General features: G+C 58.3%; 28 protein-coding genes and 1 pseudogene. 7 read left to right on the top strand and 22 right to left on the bottom strand.

The annotated features are described in order from the left end of the window. Positions 1–11: 11 nt before the first annotated feature. From rpsC to AMM33_RS16465, 17 genes are all read right to left on the bottom strand, one after another. Positions 12–890, bottom strand: a complete 879-nt coding sequence (rpsC, locus tag AMM33_RS16545; protein WP_090142387.1) for a 30S ribosomal protein S3 — start codon at positions 888–890, stop codon at positions 12–14. A gap of 14 nt (positions 891–904) precedes the next feature. Beyond that, positions 905–1,234, bottom strand: a complete 330-nt coding sequence (gene rplV, locus AMM33_RS16540; RefSeq protein ID WP_019426902.1) for a 50S ribosomal protein L22 — start codon at positions 1,232–1,234, stop codon at positions 905–907. A 9-nt stretch (positions 1,235–1,243) separates the two neighbouring features. Continuing rightward, positions 1,244–1,522 (bottom strand): 30S ribosomal protein S19, encoded by a 279-nt coding sequence (rpsS, locus tag AMM33_RS16535; protein WP_005796963.1) that lies wholly within the window; start codon positions 1,520–1,522, stop codon positions 1,244–1,246. 10 nt (positions 1,523–1,532) lie between these two features. Further along, entirely contained in the window at positions 1,533–2,357 is an 825-nt protein-coding gene (gene rplB / locus AMM33_RS16530; protein WP_019426904.1) for a 50S ribosomal protein L2, read from the bottom strand. A 2-nt stretch (positions 2,358–2,359) separates the two neighbouring features. Beyond that, complete coding sequence (rplW, locus tag AMM33_RS16525; protein WP_090142386.1) at positions 2,360–2,674, bottom strand: 50S ribosomal protein L23; 315 nt, start codon at positions 2,672–2,674, stop codon at positions 2,360–2,362. Beyond that, the gene (gene rplD, locus AMM33_RS16520) at positions 2,671–3,291 is read right to left on the bottom strand and encodes a 50S ribosomal protein L4 (protein ID WP_019426906.1); all 621 of its coding nucleotides are present in this window, start codon (positions 3,289–3,291) and stop codon (positions 2,671–2,673) included. The genes rplW and rplD overlap by 4 nt, the downstream gene beginning before the upstream one ends. Then, entirely contained in the window at positions 3,291–3,956 is a 666-nt protein-coding gene (rplC, locus tag AMM33_RS16515; protein ID WP_090142421.1) for a 50S ribosomal protein L3, read from the bottom strand. The genes rplD and rplC overlap by 1 nt, the downstream gene beginning before the upstream one ends. Positions 3,957–4,138: 182 nt before the next feature. After that, positions 4,139–4,453, bottom strand: a complete 315-nt coding sequence (rpsJ, locus tag AMM33_RS16510; RefSeq protein WP_019426908.1) for a 30S ribosomal protein S10 — start codon at positions 4,451–4,453, stop codon at positions 4,139–4,141. A 75-nt stretch (positions 4,454–4,528) separates the two neighbouring features. After that, the gene (gene tuf / locus AMM33_RS16505) at positions 4,529–5,719 is read right to left on the bottom strand and encodes an elongation factor Tu (RefSeq protein ID WP_053172486.1); all 1,191 of its coding nucleotides are present in this window, start codon (positions 5,717–5,719) and stop codon (positions 4,529–4,531) included. Between the two features lie 181 nt (positions 5,720–5,900). After that, positions 5,901–8,003, bottom strand: a complete 2,103-nt coding sequence (gene fusA, locus AMM33_RS16500) for an elongation factor G (RefSeq protein WP_090142385.1) — start codon at positions 8,001–8,003, stop codon at positions 5,901–5,903. 99 nt (positions 8,004–8,102) lie between these two features. Then, positions 8,103–8,573 (bottom strand): 30S ribosomal protein S7, encoded by a 471-nt coding sequence (gene rpsG, locus AMM33_RS16495; RefSeq protein WP_062406807.1) that lies wholly within the window; start codon positions 8,571–8,573, stop codon positions 8,103–8,105. Between the two features lie 165 nt (positions 8,574–8,738). Next, positions 8,739–9,116, bottom strand: coding sequence for a 30S ribosomal protein S12 (gene rpsL / locus AMM33_RS16490; protein WP_011466063.1), 378 nt, complete (start codon positions 9,114–9,116; stop codon positions 8,739–8,741). Positions 9,117–9,252: 136 nt separating this feature from the next. Next, the gene (locus tag AMM33_RS16485; protein WP_194945515.1) at positions 9,253–10,410 is read right to left on the bottom strand and encodes a D-alanyl-D-alanine carboxypeptidase family protein; all 1,158 of its coding nucleotides are present in this window, start codon (positions 10,408–10,410) and stop codon (positions 9,253–9,255) included. A gap of 50 nt (positions 10,411–10,460) precedes the next feature. Beyond that, positions 10,461–11,087, bottom strand: a complete 627-nt coding sequence (locus tag AMM33_RS16480) for an alpha/beta hydrolase (RefSeq protein ID WP_090142383.1) — start codon at positions 11,085–11,087, stop codon at positions 10,461–10,463. Next, positions 11,087–11,431, bottom strand: coding sequence for a (2Fe-2S) ferredoxin domain-containing protein (locus AMM33_RS16475; protein ID WP_090142382.1), 345 nt, complete (start codon positions 11,429–11,431; stop codon positions 11,087–11,089). Before AMM33_RS16475 ends, AMM33_RS16480 begins: the two co-directional genes overlap by 1 nt. A gap of 25 nt (positions 11,432–11,456) precedes the next feature. Next, positions 11,457–12,566 (bottom strand): VanZ family protein, encoded by a 1,110-nt coding sequence (locus tag AMM33_RS16470; RefSeq protein WP_090142381.1) that lies wholly within the window; start codon positions 12,564–12,566, stop codon positions 11,457–11,459. Between the two features lie 13 nt (positions 12,567–12,579). After that, entirely contained in the window at positions 12,580–13,008 is a 429-nt protein-coding gene (locus tag AMM33_RS16465; protein WP_090142420.1) for a CopD family protein, read from the bottom strand. A 316-nt stretch (positions 13,009–13,324) separates the two neighbouring features. Here AMM33_RS16465 and hemB point away from each other — a divergent pair, with 316 nt between their 5' ends. Beyond that, positions 13,325–14,329, top strand: a complete 1,005-nt coding sequence (gene hemB / locus AMM33_RS16460) for a porphobilinogen synthase (RefSeq protein WP_090142380.1) — start codon at positions 13,325–13,327, stop codon at positions 14,327–14,329. Between the two features lie 32 nt (positions 14,330–14,361). Continuing rightward, positions 14,362–15,507, top strand: a complete 1,146-nt coding sequence (locus AMM33_RS16455; RefSeq protein ID WP_369802467.1) for a magnesium transporter CorA family protein — start codon at positions 14,362–14,364, stop codon at positions 15,505–15,507. Between the two features lie 35 nt (positions 15,508–15,542). Here AMM33_RS16455 and AMM33_RS16450 read toward each other — a convergent pair. Together AMM33_RS16450 and AMM33_RS16445 are read right to left on the bottom strand one after the other, a co-directional pair. After that, positions 15,543–16,248: pseudogene (locus tag AMM33_RS16450) on the bottom strand (dienelactone hydrolase family protein). 100 nt (positions 16,249–16,348) lie between these two features. After that, positions 16,349–16,951, bottom strand: coding sequence for a 2-hydroxychromene-2-carboxylate isomerase (locus tag AMM33_RS16445; RefSeq protein ID WP_090142379.1), 603 nt, complete (start codon positions 16,949–16,951; stop codon positions 16,349–16,351). An 80-nt stretch (positions 16,952–17,031) separates the two neighbouring features. Between AMM33_RS16445 and AMM33_RS16440 the strand changes: the two genes are divergently transcribed. After that, positions 17,032–17,778, top strand: a complete 747-nt coding sequence (locus AMM33_RS16440; RefSeq protein ID WP_090142378.1) for an SDR family oxidoreductase — start codon at positions 17,032–17,034, stop codon at positions 17,776–17,778. Next, on the top strand, positions 17,778–18,242 hold the full coding sequence (locus AMM33_RS16435) for a MaoC family dehydratase (protein WP_090142377.1): 465 nt from the start codon (positions 17,778–17,780) through the stop codon (positions 18,240–18,242). The genes AMM33_RS16440 and AMM33_RS16435 overlap by 1 nt, the downstream gene beginning before the upstream one ends. 17 nt (positions 18,243–18,259) lie before the next feature. Here the strand turns inward: AMM33_RS16435 and AMM33_RS16430 are convergent, their stop codons facing one another. Next, on the bottom strand, positions 18,260–18,592 hold the full coding sequence (locus AMM33_RS16430) for a YkvA family protein (protein ID WP_228768196.1): 333 nt from the start codon (positions 18,590–18,592) through the stop codon (positions 18,260–18,262). 115 nt (positions 18,593–18,707) lie between these two features. Here AMM33_RS16430 and AMM33_RS16425 point away from each other — a divergent pair, with 115 nt between their 5' ends. The 3 genes from AMM33_RS16425 (at position 18,708) to AMM33_RS16415 (ending at position 20,164) form a co-directional block, all read left to right on the top strand. After that, positions 18,708–19,346, top strand: coding sequence for a MarC family protein (locus AMM33_RS16425; protein ID WP_090142418.1), 639 nt, complete (start codon positions 18,708–18,710; stop codon positions 19,344–19,346). A gap of 282 nt (positions 19,347–19,628) precedes the next feature. Beyond that, positions 19,629–19,826 carry a hypothetical protein gene (locus AMM33_RS22525; RefSeq protein ID WP_228768195.1) on the top strand — a complete coding sequence of 66 codons (198 nt, stop codon included), beginning with the start codon at positions 19,629–19,631 and terminating at the stop codon, positions 19,824–19,826. 146 nt (positions 19,827–19,972) lie between these two features. After that, positions 19,973–20,164 (top strand): ribbon-helix-helix domain-containing protein, encoded by a 192-nt coding sequence (locus AMM33_RS16415; protein WP_228768194.1) that lies wholly within the window; start codon positions 19,973–19,975, stop codon positions 20,162–20,164. Positions 20,165–20,213: 49 nt separating this feature from the next. On the opposite strand, the gene AMM33_RS16410 is transcribed toward AMM33_RS16415, so the two are convergent. Together AMM33_RS16410 and AMM33_RS16405 are read right to left on the bottom strand one after the other, a co-directional pair. Further along, on the bottom strand, positions 20,214–21,290 hold the full coding sequence (locus tag AMM33_RS16410; RefSeq protein ID WP_194945514.1) for a tripartite tricarboxylate transporter substrate-binding protein: 1,077 nt from the start codon (positions 21,288–21,290) through the stop codon (positions 20,214–20,216). Positions 21,291–21,336: 46 nt separating this feature from the next. After that, positions 21,337–21,994, bottom strand: a 658-nt coding sequence (locus tag AMM33_RS16405) for a transposase (RefSeq protein WP_194945513.1), incomplete at its 5' end; no start/stop codon positions are given.

Raw genomic sequence — 21,994 nt, 5'->3', positions numbered from 1 at the left:
GTTGTTACTCCTTATTGACCGTCAGCTGCTGCAGCTGGCGCGGCGACTGTACGTACGCGCTTAACGGCGGGTTTGGCATCACCACCCGCGCCGGCAGGTTTGTCGCTGCCGTCGGTGGGTGCTGTGTTGGTGCCAGCGGGCCGACGTGGGCCGCCACGGCGATCGCCTGCGGGGCGCTCACCAGGACGGGCATCACGGCGTGGACCACGCGGACGGCGCTCTTCTTCGGCACGAGGCTCAGCCAGAGCTGGCGCATCGTTGCGACCCAAAGTGTCACCCTTGTAGACCCAGACCTTGACGCCGATGACGCCGTAAGTGGTCTTGGCTTCAGAAGTGGCGTAGTCGATGTCCGCACGCAGGGTGTGCAATGGCACGCGGCCTTCGCGGTACCACTCGGTACGGGCAATTTCAATGCCGTTCAGACGACCAGCCGACATGATCTTAATGCCTTGGGCACCCAGACGCATGGCGTTTTGCATGGCACGCTTCATGGCGCGGCGGAACATGATCCGCTTTTCGAGCTGCTGGGTGATGCTGTCAGCGATCAGCTGGGCATCGATTTCAGGCTTGCGCACTTCTTCGATGTTGACTGCGACAGGCACGCCCAGACGAGCAGCGAGTTCTTTTTTGAGCAACTCGATGTCTTCGCCTTTTTTGCCGATCACCACACCTGGACGAGCCGAGAAGATGGTGATGCGGGCGCTCTTGGCTGGACGCTCGATCAGCACGCGGGAAACCGCGGCGTTCTTGAGCTTGGCCTTGAGGTACTCACGCACCTTGATGTCTTCAGCCAGCATGCCGGCGAAGTCTTTGTTGCTGGCGTACCAACGGCTGGACCAGTTACGGCTGACGGCCAAACGGAAGCCGGTAGGATGGATTTTTTGTCCCATGTTTCTTCCCTGGCTTAGTTGCCGACCGTCACATACACATGGCATGTGGGTTTGCTGATGCGGTTGCCACGGCCTTTGGCGCGGGCGGTGAAACGCTTGAGCGTGGTGCCTTGCTCGACGTAGATGGTTTTCACCTTCAACTCGTCGATGTCGGCGCCGTCGTTGTGTTCAGCGTTGGCGATGGCGGATTCGAGAACCTTCTTGACGATGCCCGCAGCTTTTTTCTGCGTGAAGGTCAGGATGTTCAGAGCTTGATCCACTTTTTTACCGCGAATCAAATCGGCGACCAGGCGGCCTTTATCGACCGACAAACGGACGCCCCGGAGGACTGCACGTGTTTCCATGGTCTTTCCTTATTTCTTCTGGACTTTTTTATCCGCAGGGTGACCCTTGAATGTCCGGGTCAATGCGAATTCGCCCAATTTGTGACCCACCATCTGGTCAGTCACATACACAGGAACATGTTGCTTGCCGTTGTGAACGGCAATGGTCAGCCCGATGAACTCGGGCAGAACCATGGAGCGACGCGACCATGTCTTGACGGGCTTTTTATCTTTGGTGGCAACGGCTTTTTCAACCTTGGCCAACAAGTGGTGGTCAACAAATGGACCCTTTTTGAGAGAGCGTGTCATTGTCTAACCCTTACTTCTTGCGACGCGACACGATCATGACCTGTGTGCGCTTGTTGTTACGGGTACGGTAGCCCTTTGTGAGGTTGCCCCACGGGTCTACTGCATGACGGCCTTCGCCGGTACGGCCTTCGCCACCACCGTGCGGGTGATCCACAGGGTTCATGGCTACGCCACGAACCGTTGGGCGGATACCCATCCAGCGCTTGACACCGGCCTTGCCCAATTGGCGCAGGCTGTGCTCTTCGTTGGCGACTTCACCAATGGTTGCGCGGCATTCGATGTGGATCTTGCGAACTTCACCGGAGCGCATACGCACCTGAGCATAGATGCCTTCACGTGCCAGCAAAGTGGCCGAAGCACCTGCCGAGCGGGCGATCTGTGCACCGGCACCGGGCTTGAGCTCGATGCAGTGGATGGTCGAACCCACGGGGATGTTACGGATCGGCAGCGTGTTACCAGCGCGGATGGGGGCTTCAGCGCCCGACATCAGGGTGGCACCGGCTTCAATGCCACGGGGGGCAATGATGTAACGGCGCTCGCCATCGGCGTAGCACAGCAAAGCAATGTGCGCAGTACGGTTAGGGTCGTACTCGATGCGCTCGACTTTCGCCGGGATCGCGTCTTTGTTGCGCTTGAAGTCAACCACGCGGTAGTGGTGCTTATGACCACCGCCTTTGTGGCGAGTTGTGATGTGACCGTTGTTGTTACGGCCCGACTTCTGGTGCTGGGGTTCCAGCAACGGAGCGTAGCCTTCACCTTTGTGCAGGTGGTCACGGGTGACCTTCACCACGCCACGACGGCCTGGGGATGTCGGTTTGATCTTGATGACAGCCATGATTACGCGGCCTCCCCGGACAGGTTCAGCTCTTGACCTGGTTGCAGCGTGACATAAGCCTTGCGAACGTTGTCGCGGCGGCCAATGGTCTTGCCAAAACGCTTGGTCTTGCCCTTGGTATTCATCACAGACACGCCTTTGACCTCGACCTTGAACATCAATTCCACAGCGGCTTTGATTTCAGGCTTGGTGGCGTCCTGCAGCACTTTGAATGTCACAGCGTTGGATTTTTCTGCAACCATGGTGGCCTTTTCGGACACGATGGGCGCAACCAGCACGGACATCAGACGACCTTCGTCAAACTTCACGGCGCTCATGCAAACATCTCCTTGAGTTTGTCCATGGCACCTTTGGTCACGAGGACTTTCTTGAAGTTCACCAAAGACACGGGATCAGCGTAACGTGGCTCAACAATCAGGATGTTGATCAGGTTGCGCGATGCCAAGTACAGGTTTTCGTCGACTTCGTCAGCGATCACCAGCACGTTGTCGAGGCTCATGGCCTTGAACTTCGCAGCCAGCTGCTTGGTTTTGGGCGTCTCGACCTTGAAGGAATCCACCACAGCCAAACGGCCTTCGCGGGCCAACTGCGAAAAGATCGAAGCCATTCCAGCGCGGTACATCTTCTTGTTGATCTTCTGGGTGAAGTTTTCGTCGGGCATGTTCGGGAAAATCCGACCACCGCCACGCCACAAAGGCGAGGAAGTCATACCAGCACGAGCGCGACCCGTACCTTTTTGTTTAAAAGGCTTCTTGGTGGAGTGGTGAACTTGTTCACGGTCCTTTTGGGCGCGGGTGCCTTGACGGGCATTGGCCTGATAAGCCACCACGATCTGGTGAATCAGGGCTTCGTTGTATTCACGACCGAACACAGTCTCGGGCGCGTCCACTTTGGAGGCGGCTTGACCTTGGTCGTTCAGGAGTTCGAGCTGCATCAGTTCGCTCCTTTAACTTTAACGGCGGGACGCACGGTGACGAAACCACCTTTGGAACCGGGAATGGCACCCTTGATCATCAACAGACCACGGGCTTCGTCAACGCGGACCACAGCCAAATTCTGGGTAGTGCAAGTGACGTCGCCCAGGTGACCCGACATTTTCTTGCCAGGGAACACGCGACCAGGATCTTGCGCCATCGAAATTGAACCAGGCACATTGTGCGAACGGCTGTTACCGTGCGATGCGCGCTGCGATTTGAAGTTGTGACGCTTGATCGTGCCGGTGAAGCCTTTACCGATGGAAGTGCCTTGCACATCCACTTTCTGGCCCACAGAAAACACGGCAGCCACGGGCACAGTCGCGCCTGCGGCGTACTGTGCGGCCGTGTCGGCGGTCACGCGGAATTCTTGAATAATTTCACCGGCTTCCACGCCGGCTTTGGCCAGGTGACCAGCAATAGGCTTAGTCACGCGTGATGCCTTGCGGGCACCAAATGTCACTTGCAAAGCGACATAGCCATCGTTCTCTTGGGTTTTGACCTGGGATACACGGTTATTGGACACATCCACCACTGTGACAGGAACTGCATCCCCATCATCAGTGAACAGACGCATCATGCCCACCTTGCGACCCAGCAACCCGAGGGAGTTGCTCAGACTCATTGTTTTCTCCAAAACTTTCACCGTGTCCACTTCAATTGGCAGCCACGTTTGGTGTGTGAAAGACTGTTAATAAATCTCACCCCAAAAGAGGTGAGCCTGAAATTATAGCCCGACTCGCCATTTCTGGCAAATCGGGCCTTGTTTCAAGTTTTTGGATGGTCTTTTGTCCACCCCAAACCGCATTACTGCAGCTTGATTTCGACGTCCACGCCAGCGGGCAGATCGAGTTTCATCAGGGCGTCCACAGTTTTGTCTGTGGGGTCCACGATGTCCATCAAACGCTGGTGCGTACGGATTTCCAACTGGTCACGGCTGGTCTTGTTGACGTGCGGCGAGCGCAGGATGTCAAAACGCTTCATGCGTGTTGGCAAAGGCACTGGGCCCTTGACAATCGCGCCGGTGCGCTTGGCAGTGTCAACGATCTCGGCAGCGGACTGGTCGATCAGTTTGTAGTCAAACGCCTTCAGGCGGATGCGGATTTTTTGCTTGGATGACATGTCAATTCCTTGTGGTGTTTTTCTGCTTGCTGCAGCGCAATGGCCAGGCCTTTGCACTGCAGCGCCACAAAAGAATTAAGCGATGATCTTGGCAACCACGCCAGCGCCAACGGTACGGCCGCCTTCGCGGATGGCAAAGCGCAAGCCTTCTTCCATCGCAATGGGGTTGATCAACTTCACAGTGATCGACACGTTGTCACCAGGCATCACCATCTCTTTGCCTTCTGGCAATTCGATCGCGCCGGTCACGTCCGTCGTACGGAAGTAGAACTGAGGACGGTAGTTGTTGAAGAAAGGCGTGTGACGGCCACCTTCGTCTTTGGACAAGACATAGATCTCGCCCGTGAAGTGGGTGTGGGGCTTGATCGAGCCGGGCTTGCACAGCACTTGGCCGCGCTCGACGTCTTCGCGCTTGGTGCCGCGCAGCAAGATGCCGACGTTGTCGCCCGCTTGACCTTGGTCCAGCAGCTTGCGGAACATCTCAACGCCTGTGCAAGTGGTCTTGACAGTGTCTTTGATACCCACGATTTCGATTTCTTCGCCGACTTTGACGATGCCGCGCTCGATACGGCCAGTCACCACAGTGCCGCGGCCGGAGATGGAGAACACGTCTTCCACAGGCATCAGGAATGCGCCGTCCACTGCGCGGTCAGGCGTAGGGATGTAGGTGTCCAGAGCTTCGGCCAGCTTCATGATGGCTTGCTCGCCCAAAGGACCCTTGTCGCCTTCCAGCGCCAGCTTGGCAGAACCTTGAACGATCGGTGTGTCGTCGCCTGGGAAGTCGTACTTGGACAACAACTCGCGAACTTCCATCTCGACCAGTTCCAACAACTCAGCGTCGTCAACCATGTCGCACTTGTTCAGGAACACGATGATGTAAGGCACGCCAACTTGACGGGCCAACAAGATGTGCTCGCGGGTCTGAGGCATGGGGCCGTCAGCAGCGGAGCAAACCAAAATAGCGCCGTCCATCTGGGCGGCACCGGTGATCATGTTCTTCACATAGTCAGCGTGGCCAGGGCAGTCCACGTGGGCGTAGTGACGGTTTTCTGTTTCGTACTCAACGTGAGCGGTGTTGATCGTGATACCACGGGCCTTCTCTTCGGGAGCTGCGTCGATCTGGTCGTACGCTTTGGCAGCACCGCCGAACTTGGCAGCCAACACGGTGGTGATGGCAGCAGTCAGGGTGGTTTTGCCGTGGTCAACGTGACCGATGGTGCCCACGTTCACGTGGGGTTTGGTCCGTTCGAATTTTTCCTTAGCCATTTTTCAATCCTTAAAAAGAGCAATGCCCGTGTGTTGGTTTAATGTTTGCATCAGGTTGCTTGATCACTCCGCACGGGCACAGAGTGGCACTTGATCGCAGACAGTTTTTTTCAGTTCGGCGTTGACCGTCCAGAGTTCAGCGACGAGTTCACGCTGAACGCAGAACGCCTAACGCACAACGTCACTTGGCGCGCGCAGCCACAATGGCTTCAGCGACGTTACGCGGAGCTTCCGAATAGTGCTTGAATTCCATCGTGTAGGTGGCACGGCCTTGCGACATCGAGCGCAATGTGGTCGAGTAACCGAACATTTCGGACAGTGGAACTTCGGCCTTGATGGCCTTGCCGCCACCGACCATGTCGTCCATGCCCTGGACCATGCCACGGCGTGAGGACAAGTCACCCATCACGTTACCGGCGTAGTCTTCTGGTGTCTCGACTTCCACAGCCATCATGGGCTCCAGAATCACAGGCTGGGCTTTGCGGCAACCTTCTTTGAAACCAAAGATGGCGGCCATCTTGAAGGCCATTTCGTTCGAGTCCACATCGTGGTACGAACCGAAGTGCAGGGTGACCTTGACGTCCACCACGGGGTAACCCGCCAACACGCCTTGGCCCAAAGCTTCGATCACGCCTTTTTCTACCGCAGGGATGTATTCGCGAGGAACCACACCGCCCTTGATGGCGTCAACGAATTCAAAGCCTTTGCCTGGCTCTTGCGGCTCAACCTTCAGAACCACGTGGCCGTATTGACCCTTACCACCGGACTGACGCACGAACTTGCCTTCGGCTTCTTCGACGGTCTTGCGGATGGTTTCGCGGTAAGCCACTTGCGGCTTGCCCACGTTGGCTTCCACACCGAATTCGCGCTTCATGCGGTCCACAATGATTTCTAGGTGCAGTTCGCCCTGGCCACCAATGATGGTCTGGCCGGATTCTTCATCGGTCTGCACGCGGAAAGATGGATCTTCAGCGGCCAGACGAGACAAGGCGATGCCCATTTTTTCCTGGTCGGCTTTGGATTTCGGTTCTACGGCCTGACGAATCACGGAATCGGGGAACACCATGCGCTCAAGCGTGATCACGGAGTTTGGATCGCACAGGGTTTCACCGGTGGTCACGTCTTTCAAGCCCACGCAAGCGGCGATGTCGCCGGCGCGGATTTCGTCGACTTCTTCACGGTTGTTGGCGTGCATCTGCACGATACGTCCGATACGCTCTTTCTTGCCGCGTACAGCGTTATAAACGGTGTCGCCCTTTTTCAGGACGCCGGAATACACGCGCACGAAAGTCAGCTGACCCACAAACGGGTCAGTCATCAACTTGAATGCCAGCGCAGAGAACTTCTCTTCGTCGTCGGCCTTGCGGGTGACTTCTTTTTCGTCTTCGTCAAATCCTTTGATGGCTTTCACGTCCAGAGGTGAAGGCAGGAAGTCGATCACGCCATCGAGCATGCGCTGCACGCCTTTGTTCTTGAAGGCAGTGCCGCAGAACATGGGCTGGATTTCGGAAGCCAAAGTACGGATACGGATACCGTTCTTGATTTCCGCCTCAGACAAGTCACCTTCTTCCAGGTACTTGTTCATCATGTCTTCAGAGGCTTCGGCTGCAGCTTCGACCATCTTCTCGCGCCACTCTTTGGCTGTCTCGAGCAAGTTGGCAGGGATGTCTTCGAAAGTGAATTTCATGCCCTGTGAGGCTTCGTCCCAGATGATGGCCTTCATCTTGATCAAGTCAACCACGCCGGTGAAGTTTTCTTCGGCGCCAATCGGGATCACGATCGGCACAGGGCTGGCTTTCAGGCGCAACTTCATCTGCTCGACGACTTTGAAGAAGTTCGCACCGGTGCGGTCCATCTTGTTCACAAAGGCCAGACGTGGCACCTTGTACTTGTTGGCCTGACGCCAGACGGTTTCGGACTGAGGCTGCACGCCGCCGACTGCGCAATACACCATGCAAGCGCCATCCAGCACGCGCATGGAACGCTCGACTTCAATGGTGAAGTCCACGTGGCCGGGGGTGTCGATGATGTTGAAACGGTGCTCGTCGAAAGAGCTGTCCATGCCTTTCCAGAAGCAGGTGGTGGCTGCAGAGGTGATCGTGATGCCGCGCTCTTGCTCTTGCTCCATCCAGTCCATGGTGGCAGCGCCGTCGTGCACTTCACCAATTTTGTGGTTCACGCCGGTGTAAAACAAGATACGTTCTGTGGTGGTGGTCTTACCGGCGTCGATGTGGGCCGAAATACCGATATTGCGATAACGCTCGATGGGGGTGGTGCGAGCCATAAATTTCTCCAATGATTAAGTACCAAAGCCCGCCACCCCTTTTGGGGCCAGCGGGCTGGCTTCTGACAGTGTCGGGCTTCTGCCTGAAGCCCTCATGCATCAGAAGCGGAAGTGCGAGAACGCCTTGTTGGCTTCGGCCATGCGGTGAACTTCGTCACGCTTTTTCATGGCGCCGCCACGGCCTTCATTGGCCTCGAGCAGTTCGTTAGCCAAACGCAGGGCCATGGACTTTTCACCGCGCTTGCGGGCGGCTTCTTTGATCCAGCGCATCGACAGGGCCAGGCGACGAACAGGGCGCACTTCAACAGGCACCTGGTAGTTCGCACCACCCACGCGGCGGGATTTGACTTCCACCATGGGCTTGACGTTGTTGATGGCAATCGAGAACAGCTCGACAGGGTCTTTGCCTGTTTTCTTTTCCATGGTTTCCAAGGCACCGTAAATGATGCGCTCAGCAACCGCTTTTTTGCCGCCTTCCATGATCACGTTCATGAACTTGGACAACTCGACATTGCCGAACTTGGGATCCGGCAGGATTTCACGTTTAGGGACTTCGCGACGACGTGGCATATTTCACCTCATATTGCTTCAGTTGGCGTCTTTTCAGACACCGCGAGCGTTATTCAAAACGACTCACTTACTCGACCCACCTGGACAATTCCGGGCTTCGGGTCACTTCGCTGCATCACCGCGCCACGCGGGAAACAGCACCGAAAAATTTCAACCCAACAGGGTTTACTTGGCCTTTGGCTTCTTCGCGCCGTACTTGGAGCGCGACTGCTTGCGGTCTTTCACGCCTTGCAAGTCGAGCGAACCGCGCACGATGTGGTAACGCACACCGGGCAAGTCTTTGACACGACCACCGCGCACCAGAACCACAGAGTGTTCTTGCAGGTTGTGGCCTTCACCGCCGATGTAGGAGATGACCTCAAAACCGTTGGTCAAGCGCACTTTGGCAACTTTACGCAGAGCGGAGTTAGGCTTTTTAGGCGTTGTGGTGTACACACGGGTGCAGACACCACGACGCTGTGGAGAGTTTTGCATCGCAGGGCTTTTGGACTTGATCGTTTCGACCTCGCGCCCCTGACGCACCAATTGATTGATGGTTGGCATTGTTTGTAACGTCCCTAAACGTTGAATTTAGACAAAAGAAACTTCCCCGCCCCAAAAGCGGAAAAGCCCGCCAGTATAACCGCCCGGCAGACTTGTGACAAGTTATCCAAAATTTAAGAAATTGAACCCCAGTCGCTCATTTGATCCACAAGCGAACAGTATCCCAAGCACGGCCCAAAATCCCCGCCTGCTCGACGGATTCAAGCACCAGCAAAGGGACTTCAAACAGGGCTTGCTCGCCTTGCGAAATTTTCAGGGCCCCCACCAGCTGGCCCTTGGTAAAAGGCGCCACCAGCGGTTCAGGCCGTACCACCTGGGTCTTGATTTGCGCGGCGCTGCCTGCAGGGATGGCCACCACCAAGGGGCCAAATGCACCCAGCTTCAAAACAGGTGCCTGGCCTTTCCATACAGCAGGTGTCGCCACAGCCTGGCCCGGGTCAAAGAGCTTGACGGCATCAAACGCTGTGTAACCCCAGTTCAGCAGTTTTTGGCTTTCATTGGCCCTGGCATTTTCGCTGCTGGTGCCCAGCACGATGCTCAGCAGTCGACGTGGTCCCACATGGGGGAAATCCCGCTTGGCCGTAGCCACCAAGCAATAACCGGCTGCGTCGGTATGGCCAGTTTTGAGCCCATCCACCGTCGGGTCACGGAACAACAGCAAGTTGCGGTTACTGTCGTTGGCCGCAGGCGTGCCGGCATAGCGGAATTTTTTGATGGCGTAGTACGGCACGTACTCCGGAAAATCACGTATCAAACGGGTCGCCAGTGTGGCCAGATCACGCGCCGTGGTGGTATGGCCCGCAGCGGTGAGTCCTTCTGGATTCTTGTAACCGGTGCTTTTCATGCCCAAGGCTTTGGCCTGGTCATTCATCATCTGCACAAAACGCTCGACGCTGCCGCCTACGCCTTCGGCCAACGCCACTGTCGCGTCATTGCCCGACTGGACAATCATTCCCTTGATCAGGTCTTCCACGGGCACCATCATCTTGGGATCAATGAACATGCGCGAGCCCGGCATTTTCCAGGCCCGCTCAGACACGGGAAGGGTCTGTGTCAAATTGATCTTTCGGGATTTGAGGGCGTCAAACACCAGGTAAGCCGTCATCAGCTTGGTCAGCGAGGCAGGCTCCACCGACATGTCCGGGTCCTTGGCCGCCAGCACCTGGTTGGCCGTCACATCCATCAGCAAATACGCCTTGGCGGCCATTTCTGGAGCCTGCGGCATCTGCGCCTGAACGTGCAAGGAAATGACCACCAGCAGTGATGCCGCCAGGGTTTGAAAAATACGTTTCATGAATGACATTCGTGACAGGACCAGCCCTTGGGGGCAAACAGCCAAAGGATTCAGGCACTCAAGTGACGCATCACCAAGGCTTTGAGGAGCGGCAATTGTCCGTGAAAGAAGTGTTCCACACCGGGAATCACCGTGATCGGCAAGGTCTGGGGCCTTGCCCAGTCCATCACGCTGGACAACGGCACCGTGTCGTCCAGTTCACCATGCAGCACCAGAGTACGCTCATGCAAATCACTGGAGATGGGCGCCACCGCAAAACGCGAAGCCGCCGTGCCCACCAACACCAGTTTTTCAGGCCTTCGCGCATCACCCAAAGTCTGGACCACATGGCTGGTGACAAAGGCACCAAATGAAAAGCCCGCAAGCGCCAGCGGCCCCTGTGGCGCCACCTGCTCGATCAGGGCCAGCATGTCGGCCACCTCTCCACGACCTTCGTCATAACTGCCTGCACTGGCGCCCACGCCCCGGAAATTGAATCGGATCGCCTGCCAGCCGCACTGCACAAAGGCCCGCGCCAAGGTCTGCACCACCTTGTTTTGCATGCTGCCGCCAAACAGGGGATGCGGGTGAGCGATGACTGCGGTGCCACGCACCTGACCCTCTGCAGGCGCATCGCGCAAAGCCTCAATGCTCCCCGATGCACCCTGCAGCATGAAAGATTGGGTCGCAGAATTCATCACCGCCCCAGATGTTCTGGCGTCACCAGTCGCTCCACCACCTGACCGTTTTTCAGGTGCGACTCGACAATTTCATCAATATCTGCCTGATCCACATAGGTGTACCAAACGCCTTCGGGGTACACCACCGCCACCGGGCCACCCGAACAGCGGTCCAGACAGCCAGCCTTGTTGACCCGCACCTGCCCCGGGCCTGCCAGACCGAGTTCCTTGACGCGGTTTTTGCACCGGTCAAAGGCCGCTTGTGCGTTGTTCTGGGCGCAACAGGCTTCGTTGTTTTTGCGCTGGTTCAGGCAAAAAAAGATGTGGCGCTTGAAATAGGAAGTGGAATTTTCAGAGGTCATGGCCAGATTTTAGGCCTGCCCCTTTTCAGACGTTCTGGCTCTGCCCCGATGCCGACAAATGCCGGACCAAATAGACCAACAAGGCATAGGGCCACAGCCAGCCCAACCACTGGATCAGTCCATGAAAACGAATGAACTGCCCCTGCTCCCAGGTTTGTAGCGTCAGGGAAAAATAAGCATCGGCCGAAGCGTTGTTGAGCAGCGCCAGCTGCCAGACCAGGGCCGCCAAGGCCAGCACCCAGCACACCCGTGCGGCGCAAAAGGACAGCAGCAACATGCCCACAGCCGCCACACCCAAGCCCACCAGCACCTCTTGCCCCACCCAGCCCCAGGCATGCGCCGGTCCATAGGTCAATGCCGCCGACAGCGCGCTGAAGCCAAAGCCCGACACCAGCACCCACAAGGCCGCAATGAGGCGCTGACGCCACTGGCGCACCACACCAAAGGCCAGCAAACACGGCAGCAGCAAGCCAATGGCTGCGCACAACATTTCACTGACCGGCAAGAGCGGCTGCAACTCCACCTCGCGCAGTGGCAACCACTCAATCCAGAGGCTGCCCTCCAGGCCATGGGCCAAGGCCGCCTCCAGGCGCTCGAGCACTTGCCCTAGGCCAAAACTTACCGGCGCAGGAAACAGCAAGGCCAAAGGCCAGACTGCCAGCAGGACCAGGGCATCACTGGCGTCCGGCACAAACCAGCGGTCACGAAAACGGCTCCAGCGGTCAATCAAGCCGACCCATTCCAGGCTCCGGGCCAACACCGCGCCCCCCCAAGCCCCGGCAATGTTCAGCGCCGCATCCACATTGGAGGGCACACGCACCGGTAAAAACATTTGCAGCGACTCCATCAACAGCGACAACACGGCCGCCGCCAAGGTCGCCAGGGCAATGGCCGAGCTGCGCCGTTGCGTGCGGTGCACGGCCAGCGCCAGCAAAAAACCAAAGGGGGCATAGCCAAGGACATTGGACAGGACATCAAAACCAGTCCAATAACGGGGCAAAGGCGCGGTTAAAAACGCCCAAGGGGCAATGCCCTGAACACGCCAGTTGTCAAATGGGTACAGGCTGGCGTAGACGATCAACACCCCGTAAATCCAGGTCAAGGGCCAGGCGGCCGTTTTACGCTGGGTTGACATGCTCGCAGCGCCCTCAGAAAGGCTTGACCACCACCAAGATCACTGCCGCCAGCATCATCAACACGGGCGCCTCGTTGAACCACCGGAACCAAACATGGCTGCGATGCATCTGTCCGCCACTGAACTTGCGCAAGATCACGCCACAGCTGTGGTGGTAAGCCAGCAAAGCCACCACAATGGCCAGCTTGGCATGCATCCAGCCCTGGCCGGGGCCACGGCCTATGCCATAGACCAGCCACAACCACAGGCCCAGCACCAAAGCGGGCACGGCCAGGATCGTCATGAAGCGATACAGCTTGCCCGCCATGAGCAAGAGGCGGTCCCGTTCAGCCTGCGAATCGGGCGCCACCATGGCCAGATTCACAAAAATGCGCGGCAAATAAAACAAGCCCGCAAACCAGCTGGCGATGAAAACGATGTGAAGGGCTTTGATCCAGAGCATGCTGCAAGTGTAGTCATGGATGGCCTGCAACACAGTCGTCACGGCGAAGGGCAAAAAAAAACCCCCAGCCAGAGGCCGGGGGCAGGAAGCCTTTTTGCTGTCACACATCAAGGCGCCCGCTCAGGGAGGAAAAGCGGGAGGCAGCAAGCTGCCCGGACGTAATTTATCAAATATCAAAACCAATAACAAGGCTACTTTCATTTTTTTAAAGTCTTTTAGCAGGTTCAATCAGCAACAACGTAGAGTTATGGCTGTAAGCGACAGTCTTGGCAACTGTCGCGATTTCATTTTTTTGAAGTTCAGGCACAATTTATTCATGAACCCTGTCGCCCCCTTCCCCGCCAACCGCCCACGCCGCTTGCGCCGTGACGAATTCACCCGCAACCTGGTGCGCGAGCACCGGGTCACAGCGCATGACTTGATCTACCCGGTCTTTGTGCTGGACGGGCAAAACCAGCGCCAGGCCGTGGGCTCCATGCCCGGTGTCGAGCGCCTGAGTCTGGACCTGCTGCTGCCGGTTGCCGAAGACTGCGTGAAACTCGGCATCCCGGTCATGGCCCTGTTCCCGGTGATCGACGCCAGCCTGAAGGACCCGACAGGCAGTGAAGCCATGAACCCCAACGGCCTGGTGCCGCGCGTGGTGCGTGAGCTGAAAAAACGCTTTCCTGAGTTGGGCGTGATGACCGATGTGGCGCTCGACCCCTTCACCAGCCACGGCCAGGACGGCCTGCTCGATGAGACCGGCTACATCCTGAACGACGAAACCACGGCCGTGCTGGTGCAGCAAGCCCTGACGCAAGCCGAAGCGGGCGTGGACATGGTCGCGCCCAGCGACATGATGGACGGGCGCATCGGCGCGATCCGCCAGGCGCTCGAGGCGCGCGGCCTGATCCACACCCGCATCATGGCCTACAGCGCCAAATACGCCAGCGCCTTCTATGGCCCCTTCCGCGACGCGGTGGGCTCGGCCGGCAACCTGGGCAAGAGCAACAAAAAGGTCTACCAGATGGACCCCGGCAACACCGACGAAGCCCTGCGCGAAGTGGCCATGGACCTGGCTGAAGGCGCCGACATGGTCATGGTCAAGCCCGGCATGCCGTACCTGGACATCGTGCGCCGCGTCAAAGACGAGTTCAAGGTGCCCACCTTCGCCTACCAGGTCTCGGGCGAATACGCCATGCTCAAGGCCGCCGCACAAAACGGCTGGCTGGACCACGACCTGGTGATGATGGAAAGCCTGCTGGCCTTCAAGCGGGCGGGCGCCGACGGTGTGCTGACATACTTTGCCCGCGACGCCGCACGCTGGATCGCCGCCCATTGAAAGACGCCCACAGCCCTGCCGAAGTGCCCGGTGTGCGGGTGTTCGGCATCCAGGGCAGCCAGGTGCAGGCTTGGCCTTCACAAGGCTCTGAGACCGCCCTGCCAGAGGCCATGCCTGAGCAAGGCTTTCTCTGGCTGGCTTTTTCCCGCTCGCATTTTGAGCAGCACTTGCCCGCCATCCAGGCCAGCCTGCAGCAGCTGACAGGCCAAAGCCTGGTGGACCTGCATGTCTCGGACTTGCTCAACGGCCAACTGCCTTCGCGCTACGACTTCACCTCGCACTATGACCTGCTGGTGTTTCGCCGATTGGCGCAGCACACGGGCACCGCACCCCGTCACAGCGAAACAAAGACCCCACACGCCCCGGGCAAACGGCCTGGCCCCCCCATCTTGCAGCGCATCGACACCAGCCCTGTGGGTTTTGCGGTGTTTGAGCGGGTGCTGCTGAGCGTGCACCCCGACGACTGCGCCGTGCGGGAAGCCTACGCCAGCCGCCTGTTGAACGCGACGGGCGACAAGGCACTGAACGTCGACCCCCGCTCGGCCGGGGCTCGGGGCATTCCCTTGAGCCCGGCCGACATGATGCTGCGCATCGTGAGCCAGATGGTGGATGCCTACCTGGACCTGCGCCGCGAACTGAGCCGCCAACTCGACCACTGGCAGGCCGAGCTGCTGCATCCCCGCGCACGTTTTCGCCGCTGGGACGCCCTGCTTCAAGCGCGATTGGCCCTGCACCAACTTGAAGACCTGTGCGACGACCAGCACACGGCCATGCTTAACTGGAACGAAACCCTGGACGACTGGGTGGTCAGCGAAGACCCGGCCGCGCTGCGCGAACACGAGCTGCTGCGGGTGCGCTGCCGCGATGTGCTGGAGCACATTGACCGTGTCGTCCACCATGTACGGCGCCTGGAGCACAACACCGAAACGGCGGTGCAAATGCACTTCAACGCCCAAGGCAACCGCACCAACGACATCATGCGCACCCTGACGGCGCTGACCGCCATCTTTTTGCCGCTGAACCTGATCGCGGCCGTGTTCGGCATGAACTTCGAATTCATGCCCTGGCTGCACACCGCCAGCGCGTTTTGGTGGACGCTGGGCGGCATGGGAACCATTGCCACGACCATGGGCCTGGTCTTCTGGCGCAAACGTTATCTGGCGCGGTCGGGTGGGTGAAATCGCCCCAAGGGCGTCGTTACCACATCAGGCGATCAGCCCAGATGCTGGGCAAAAAACGCCAGTGTGCGCTCCCGTGCCAACTGTGCTGAAGGCGCATGCCAGGCGCTGCGCTGGTCACAGTTGAAGCCGTGGTGCGCGGCATAGATGAACACCTGGACCGAAGGATGGGCCGTTTTGAAAGTCTCGACCGTGTCCAAAGGAATCCACTTGTCCTCGTCGGCAAAGTGCGCCATGACAGGCACGCGAGGCTGACGAGCGGTTTCGGCTTCGGTGGTGACACCGCCACCGTAATAAGGCACCGCCGCGCTCAGGCCGGACAAAGTGCAGGCCGGACAAAGTGCAGGCCGCACGCCAGGTCAGCAAACCGCCCCAGCAATAACCCACGATGCCCACCTTGCCGCCTGAGGATTGGGCCGCATGGTCAATCGCCGCCTGAATGTCCTGCATCACGCCGGGCGCAGGCAATGCCTCCGCCGCGGTTTTGTAGCCAAAGCCTTCGCCCATGTCGGCATCGGCATAACCCAACTCCACCCCGGGTTTGACGCGGTGAAAAGCCGCAGGCGCGACGGCCAGGTAACCCTCGGCCGCATAGCCATCAGCCACGGCGCGGATGTGGCTGTTGACGCCAAAAATCTCCTGAATCACCACCACAGCCCCTTTGGGCGTGCCAACAGGCCGGGCCTCGTAGGCGGGTACCACAGTGCCGTCTGCGCTTTGCAGTTCAATCATCGTTCCCATGAATTTTCCTTGGTGAGTATTGCAAGTGGAATCGTTCAATGCTCAAGCGCTCTGAACGGCTTGTGTGATGGGCCTTTGGCGGTCAGCGCCTTGCGCCTTCTCAACGGCTCAACAGCCGCTCGACAAAGTCGAGACGGTCCTGGCCCCAAAAAATCTCGCCACTGATCACGTAACTTGGCGCACCGAATACACCCGCATCAATGGCCGCCTGGGTATATGTCTCGTAACGCTCTTGCACGGCTTGGCTGTGCGATTGCTCCAGCAATGTGGCGGGCAAGCCCTGCTCGCTCAACAACTGGGCCAAAACTTTATCGTCGGCAATGTTGCGCTCTTGCGCCCAGCAAGCCGCCAAAATGGCCCCCGCCACCTTCATGGCCGATGGGGCACCTTGCGCCAGATCCGCTGCAATGATGAGGCGGGCCGCATCATCGCCCCCCACGGGAAAATACTTGGGCTTAAGGTTCAGCGGTGCATTCAGGTGGGCACTGAAGCGCTGCAACTCCACCAAACGGTAGGCTTGCCGCTGCGGCGCACGCTGCCCCAAAGGCAAGCCGCCTGAAATCGGAAACACCTTGCCGCCCAAGTCAATGGGCATCACCCGCACGGTCGCTCCTGTGCGCTGCACGATGTCGGCCAGGCGTTGGTGGCCCAAATATGCCCAGGGGCTTTGCGGGGCGAAGTAATAGTCCACTGTGCGACCCATGCGGTCTCCTTGTGTGTTGTGTAATGGTTGCAAGAGCAGCGGTTGTAACCGCAGTCTGGAATTTTTGCAGGAGCTACGCGATGAACAAGGTCTTGTTGGTGACCGGTGGCAGCCGGGGCATCGGGGCGGCAACCGCCCTGTTGGCGGCCCAAAACGGCTGGTCGGTGGCGGTGAACTACACCGCCAACTCGCTGGCCGCCGACGAAGTAGTGCGCCAGATCCGGGCCATGGGAGGGCAAGCCATGTCGGTGCAGGCCGATGTGGCCGAGGAAGCCCAGGTGCTGCGCATGTTCGAGCACATCGACGCCAAGTTCGGCCGCCTGACCGGTCTGGTCAACAACGCAGGTGTGGTCGACGTCAAAGCCCGCGTCGACGAAATGAGCGTGGCCCGGTGGAAGCGCATGTTCGACATCAACGTGATCGGCAGCCTGATTTGCGCCCGAGAAGCCGTGCGGCGCATGAGCACGCAACACGGCGGCGAAGGCGGCAGCATCGTCAACGTGTCCAGCGCGGCATCCCGTTTGGGCGCGCCTGGGCAATATGTGGACTACGCCGCCGCCAAGGGTGCGATTGACGCCTTCACCATCGGTCTGGCCAAAGAAGTCGCTGCGGAAGGCATCCGTGTGAACGCCGTGCGCCCGGGCCTGATCGAGACCGAAATCCACGCCTCGGGCGGCTTGCCCAACCGGGTCAAAGAGCTGCAGCACCTGGTGCCCGCCCAGCGCGGCGGCACGGCCGACGAAGTGGCCCAGGGCATCGTCTGGCTGCTGTCGGACAGCGCCAGCTACACCACCATGAGTTTTCTGGACATTTCGGGAGGCCGTTGATGGCCGAAATCAAATACTTTTGGGAAGACATGGCCGTGGGCCAAGTGCGCGATTTGGGCAGCATCACCCCCACCCGCGAAGAGATCATCGCTTTTGCCACCCAGTTTGACCCCCAGCCGTTCCACTTGGACGATGAAGCGGCCAAAGCCTCGGTCTTTGGCGCCCTGTCCGCCAGCGGCTGGCACACCTGCGCCATGGCCATGCGGCTGATGGTGACGAACTTCCTGAACAACACCTCCAGCCTGGGCTCGCCGGGTCTGGAAGGTATCAAATGGCTCAAGCCCGTGTTTCCGGGCGACGTCCTGCACCTGCAAAGCACGGTACTCGAGACCAAACCCATGAGCAAACGCCCCGATGTGGGCATGACACGCAACCTGTGGGAAATGTCCAAGCAAAACGGTGACAAGGTGCTGCAAATGGAAGGCTGGGGCATGTTCAGACGGCGCACGCCTGCCGACACGTAAATCGCGACCCTGCCTTTTCAGTCACTCCCCCACCAACGCCAAAGCGCCCAAGCCACAAGAGCCCAAACCACCAACACCAAGAACAGGCCCATACGGCTGACGGGTTTGGTCTGGTGCAGGGCTATCCATGCATCGGCTTGGACGCGCCCGTCCCGGGCAATGGGTTCAGGCAGATAGCGCACGATGAGCCAGATCAGCACGGGCAACAAAATCACATCATCCAAAAAGCCCAACACCGGAATAAAGTCCGGCACAAGATCAATCGGACTGAGCGCGTACGCCACCACAAAAATGGCCAACGCCTTGAGCCAGAGTGGTGTGCGAGGGTCACGACAAGCAAACCACAGCATCACCCCATCACTCCTGATGCGTCGGGCCCAGTTTTTAAGCATCAAAAACATGCCTAATGGTACATGCGAACTCAAACGCCCTTACCGCGCACACCCTTTGCTTCACAATGCGGCCATGGATTTCAAACCGCTCATCACCTTGCTGGCCATCGTCAACCCTTTGGCCATTGTTCCTTTCTTTATTCACTACACCCAGGGCTTCAGCCGAGCCCAGCGCAAGAGAACGATATGGGTGTCGTCCTTTTCCGCCTTTGTGGTGATCGCCGCCAGCGCCTTGCTGGGCCTGCAAATTCTGGAATTTTTTGGCATCTCGCTGGCCAGCTTTCAGGTGGGTGGTGGCATGTTGCTGCTGACAGCTGCCTTGTCGATGCTCAACGCCCAACCCGCTGAATCCCGCGCCAATGCCGACGAAGTGCACGACGCCGAAGCCAAAGCGGCCGTCGGCGCCAGCATTGCCGTGGTGCCGCTGACCATCCCTTTGCTGACCGGCCCGGCCACCATGTCCACCGTGGTGATTTACGCCGAAAAAGCCAAGAACTTCGCCCAACTGGGCACCCTGGTCGGCTACGGCGTGGTGATTGCGTTGGCGACCGCCCTGTGTTTTTCACTGGCCACCCCGATTGCCCGCATTCTGGGTAAAACCGGCATCAACGTGATGACGCGATTGATGGGCCTGATCCTGGCCGCACTGGCCGTTGAGGTGATGGCAGATGGGCTACACAAGCTGTTTCCGGTGCTGGCGCGAGGGGTTTGAGAGCCCGCCTGGAGCGTCTTGCCAAACGCCTTGATAGTACCTATTGATCCGGCCCCGTGAAGATTGCAGGGTGACTTCAACCTTGCACCTTGTGGGCGCTAGCCCTGCTGGCGATCAGACGCGTGTGGACCACTGGCTTTTCGCTTGGCTGGCAAGCTCCCACAAAATCCTCCCAACTGACAACACACGGCTCAGACTTCATAGGGCCGAATCTATAAGCAGTGACGGCGCAAAAAATTCAAACTTCAGCGTGCCGAATCAATAGGTGGCCAATCACGCACCATGTTTCGACGGGCATTGAGCAGGCAATTTCAGCCACTTTTTGGCAATGCACTCTGGACGAAGTACCAAGAATTGCTGGCCCGACCGGTGTGGGGCAAGAGCACCACCGCAGTCGAGCGACTGCAAGTTCTGGGCGCTTTGGCTCGGCAAGGCCGTTGGGTCACGGTGAACTACGGGCTGGCGTCCCAATTTGCCTGATGAGGGCGACAAGCACTTGATCGAATTGGCCCTAGCGGGGGCGCAAAAGCCATCGTGACTCACAATTTGCGCGACTTGCGTCAAGGCGAGTTGCCTTGAGGAAACCTGCGGGTATTGACACCCGCGCAATGTCTGGAGGAGTGGACATGAGCACTTTGACCATCCGATTTCCCGACGACACGGCGCAGCGACTCAAATCACTCGCCCAAAGCCGTGGGTTGAGCATGAACAAACTGGTAGAACAACTGAGCGCCCATGCGCTTTCTGCATGGGACACAGAAAATCATTTCCGGGCCATGGCCGCTACAAGGGATATTCAGGCGGCACTGCCGTGTTGAACCGGCTCGATGCGCAGGACACTGGCGCGTCCAAGCCTTGAGCCCATGCTCACCCAGCAAAGGCTTCTTCCGCATTGATGTTGAAGAACTCGACCGCCTGCTCCCACACTTTTCTCTTCTGAGCGACGAATGGCGAGAAATCCCGCTCCGACAGATTCAACGCTGCCAAACCACGGTCCCCTCTGAATGCGCGGTATTCCGGCATGGCCATGATTTTTTGAAAGTCCAATGCCAAGGACTCAATCAGTGGCTTCGACACATGGCTTGGGGCCAAAACGGCATCCCAGGAGTAATAAAAAAATGAGCCCTTCAGTCGGTGCCCCAGCAACTGCGAGAGCGTGACGACCGCTTGGTTTCTGTGGTTCATCACCGGCCCATCGCCAATGTTGACCAGAAAACTCAGGCCTCGGTCCAGATAGCGATGACACGAGCCTTTGTCCACCATCGCTGTCGTCAGTTCGCCACTCAACACACGCTCAATCGCATTGGCATCGCCCTGCGTGACCATGTAGGCACCCAATGGCTGCGCCAATCGGGAAATCATTTCCGAAAACAAATGCCCTGCAGCGCCCACCCCCGAGATACCGCACTTTCGACTGGCCAATGACACACGCTTCAAATCATCCAGCGTTGCGACTGTTTCTTGACGCGCAATCAAGACAGGATCATCACGGTAAAGAGACGCCACATAGCGGAACTGATCGACCGCTCTCACGTTGTGCATCGGGCTGGCCACCACCCCCGCCGTACAGACAACCGCTCCTGCAATCAAAAGACTGGGGCGCTTCGAACGGCTGTGACGTTCGGCATACTCCACCGCCTTCATGCCGGTATATCCATGCTGGTGCGCCACTTGGACTGGCAAACCGGTCATGTTGGACAGCGCCGCTTGGAAGTACCGGGCCACCTGACTGGTGATGCCATTCGCACCAAAAGGCACGACCAGTTCAATCCCCTCCAGGTCATGGGTTGGACTGTTTGCCCCCTTGGTCAAGGCAGGTGCACCCAGGCTGCAGCCCAGGCCCAAGGCTGCCAGTTTTTGAACAAAATCACGCGCCGCATTCCGTCTCTCCCGATTGAGCCTTGCAGCGTGCGTATGACCGTCGGCCTTTGAAGCCTGATCCATGCTGCTTTGATGTTCTTTGATTCATTAATTAAGGCTCTGATGAATTTCAAGTGGGTTGCCCAGCATGAGGATTGATAGCGTGGAAGTCGAGTCTCCCGGCGATCAAGAAGATGACAGTCTTGATCGTTGTGATTCGCGTAAACCCACGCGCACGACGCTTGGATGCCTGGAACAAACCGTTGATGGCTTCGAGGAATCCGTTGGTCTGGCGTGTCTGCGCCCAGGCCACGATGCCTTCCATATGAGCGCGGATCATCTTGGCAACGTCCTTCATCGGTTCGACCTTGGAGCGCATCACGCATGTGCACCAGTGATCCAGCATGGTTCGCACAACGTTGATCTGCTTTCGATCAAGGATCTCACGCAACTGCTCTTTGTAGGACCACGCCCTGGCCGTGCGTTTGACGGTCATCTTGGCCATCAACGCATCCAGTTCAGCTGCCGCCTCCGGTTTGAGCTTGGCTGTGTCTTTGAGCAAAGTCCAGCGCATGCCCTTGAGAGACTTGTCGGTCTTCTGCTCGATCCGGCGCATCTTGTCCACTGCAGTGCTTGCGTGACCGATGATGTGAAACTTGTCAAACGTGATCCGGGCGTTGGGCAAATGCTGGGTAACCCCCGAGATGAAGGCGGGCGACATGTCGATGCTGGTCTGGATGATGTTTTCGCACGGGCAGCCATGGTCTTCCAGGTAGGACGCCAGTTCG

The sequence above is a fragment of the Limnohabitans sp. DM1 genome (genome assembly GCF_001269385.1).
Classification (GTDB): domain Bacteria; phylum Pseudomonadota; class Gammaproteobacteria; order Burkholderiales; family Burkholderiaceae_C; genus Limnohabitans_A.
This window is presented reverse-complemented; position numbering and strand designations above follow the sequence as displayed.

Coding starts and splice junctions, on each gene's coding strand:
- rpsC (WP_090142387.1), bottom strand. CDS start 890: ATGGGACAAAAAATCCATCCTACCGGCTTCCGTTTGGCCGTCAGCCGT.
- rplV (WP_019426902.1), bottom strand. CDS start 1,234: ATGGAAACACGTGCAGTCCTCCGGGGCGTCCGTTTGTCGGTCGATAAA.
- rpsS (WP_005796963.1), bottom strand. CDS start 1,522: ATGACACGCTCTCTCAAAAAGGGTCCATTTGTTGACCACCACTTGTTG.
- rplB (WP_019426904.1), bottom strand. CDS start 2,357: ATGGCTGTCATCAAGATCAAACCGACATCCCCAGGCCGTCGTGGCGTG.
- rplW (WP_090142386.1), bottom strand. CDS start 2,674: ATGAGCGCCGTGAAGTTTGACGAAGGTCGTCTGATGTCCGTGCTGGTT.
- rplD (WP_019426906.1), bottom strand. CDS start 3,291: ATGCAGCTCGAACTCCTGAACGACCAAGGTCAAGCCGCCTCCAAAGTG.
- rplC (WP_090142421.1), bottom strand. CDS start 3,956: ATGAGTCTGAGCAACTCCCTCGGGTTGCTGGGTCGCAAGGTGGGCATG.
- rpsJ (WP_019426908.1), bottom strand. CDS start 4,453: ATGTCATCCAAGCAAAAAATCCGCATCCGCCTGAAGGCGTTTGACTAC.
- tuf (WP_053172486.1), bottom strand. CDS start 5,719: ATGGCTAAGGAAAAATTCGAACGGACCAAACCCCACGTGAACGTGGGC.
- fusA (WP_090142385.1), bottom strand. CDS start 8,003: ATGGCTCGCACCACCCCCATCGAGCGTTATCGCAATATCGGTATTTCG.
- rpsG (WP_062406807.1), bottom strand. CDS start 8,573: ATGCCACGTCGTCGCGAAGTCCCTAAACGTGAAATCCTGCCGGATCCC.
- rpsL (WP_011466063.1), bottom strand. CDS start 9,116: ATGCCAACCATCAATCAATTGGTGCGTCAGGGGCGCGAGGTCGAAACG.
- AMM33_RS16485 (WP_194945515.1), bottom strand. CDS start 10,410: ATGAAACGTATTTTTCAAACCCTGGCGGCATCACTGCTGGTGGTCATT.
- AMM33_RS16480 (WP_090142383.1), bottom strand. CDS start 11,087: ATGAATTCTGCGACCCAATCTTTCATGCTGCAGGGTGCATCGGGGAGC.
- AMM33_RS16475 (WP_090142382.1), bottom strand. CDS start 11,431: ATGACCTCTGAAAATTCCACTTCCTATTTCAAGCGCCACATCTTTTTT.
- AMM33_RS16470 (WP_090142381.1), bottom strand. CDS start 12,566: ATGTCAACCCAGCGTAAAACGGCCGCCTGGCCCTTGACCTGGATTTAC.
- AMM33_RS16465 (WP_090142420.1), bottom strand. CDS start 13,008: ATGCTCTGGATCAAAGCCCTTCACATCGTTTTCATCGCCAGCTGGTTT.
- hemB (WP_090142380.1), top strand. CDS start 13,325: ATGAACCCTGTCGCCCCCTTCCCCGCCAACCGCCCACGCCGCTTGCGC.
- AMM33_RS16445 (WP_090142379.1), bottom strand. CDS start 16,951: ATGGGTCGCACAGTGGACTATTACTTCGCCCCGCAAAGCCCCTGGGCA.
- AMM33_RS16440 (WP_090142378.1), top strand. CDS start 17,032: ATGAACAAGGTCTTGTTGGTGACCGGTGGCAGCCGGGGCATCGGGGCG.
- AMM33_RS16435 (WP_090142377.1), top strand. CDS start 17,778: ATGGCCGAAATCAAATACTTTTGGGAAGACATGGCCGTGGGCCAAGTG.
- AMM33_RS16430 (WP_228768196.1), bottom strand. CDS start 18,592: ATGCTGTGGTTTGCTTGTCGTGACCCTCGCACACCACTCTGGCTCAAG.
- AMM33_RS16425 (WP_090142418.1), top strand. CDS start 18,708: ATGGATTTCAAACCGCTCATCACCTTGCTGGCCATCGTCAACCCTTTG.
- AMM33_RS22525 (WP_228768195.1), top strand. CDS start 19,629: ATGTTTCGACGGGCATTGAGCAGGCAATTTCAGCCACTTTTTGGCAAT.
- AMM33_RS16415 (WP_228768194.1), top strand. CDS start 19,973: ATGAGCACTTTGACCATCCGATTTCCCGACGACACGGCGCAGCGACTC.
- AMM33_RS16410 (WP_194945514.1), bottom strand. CDS start 21,290: ATGGATCAGGCTTCAAAGGCCGACGGTCATACGCACGCTGCAAGGCTC.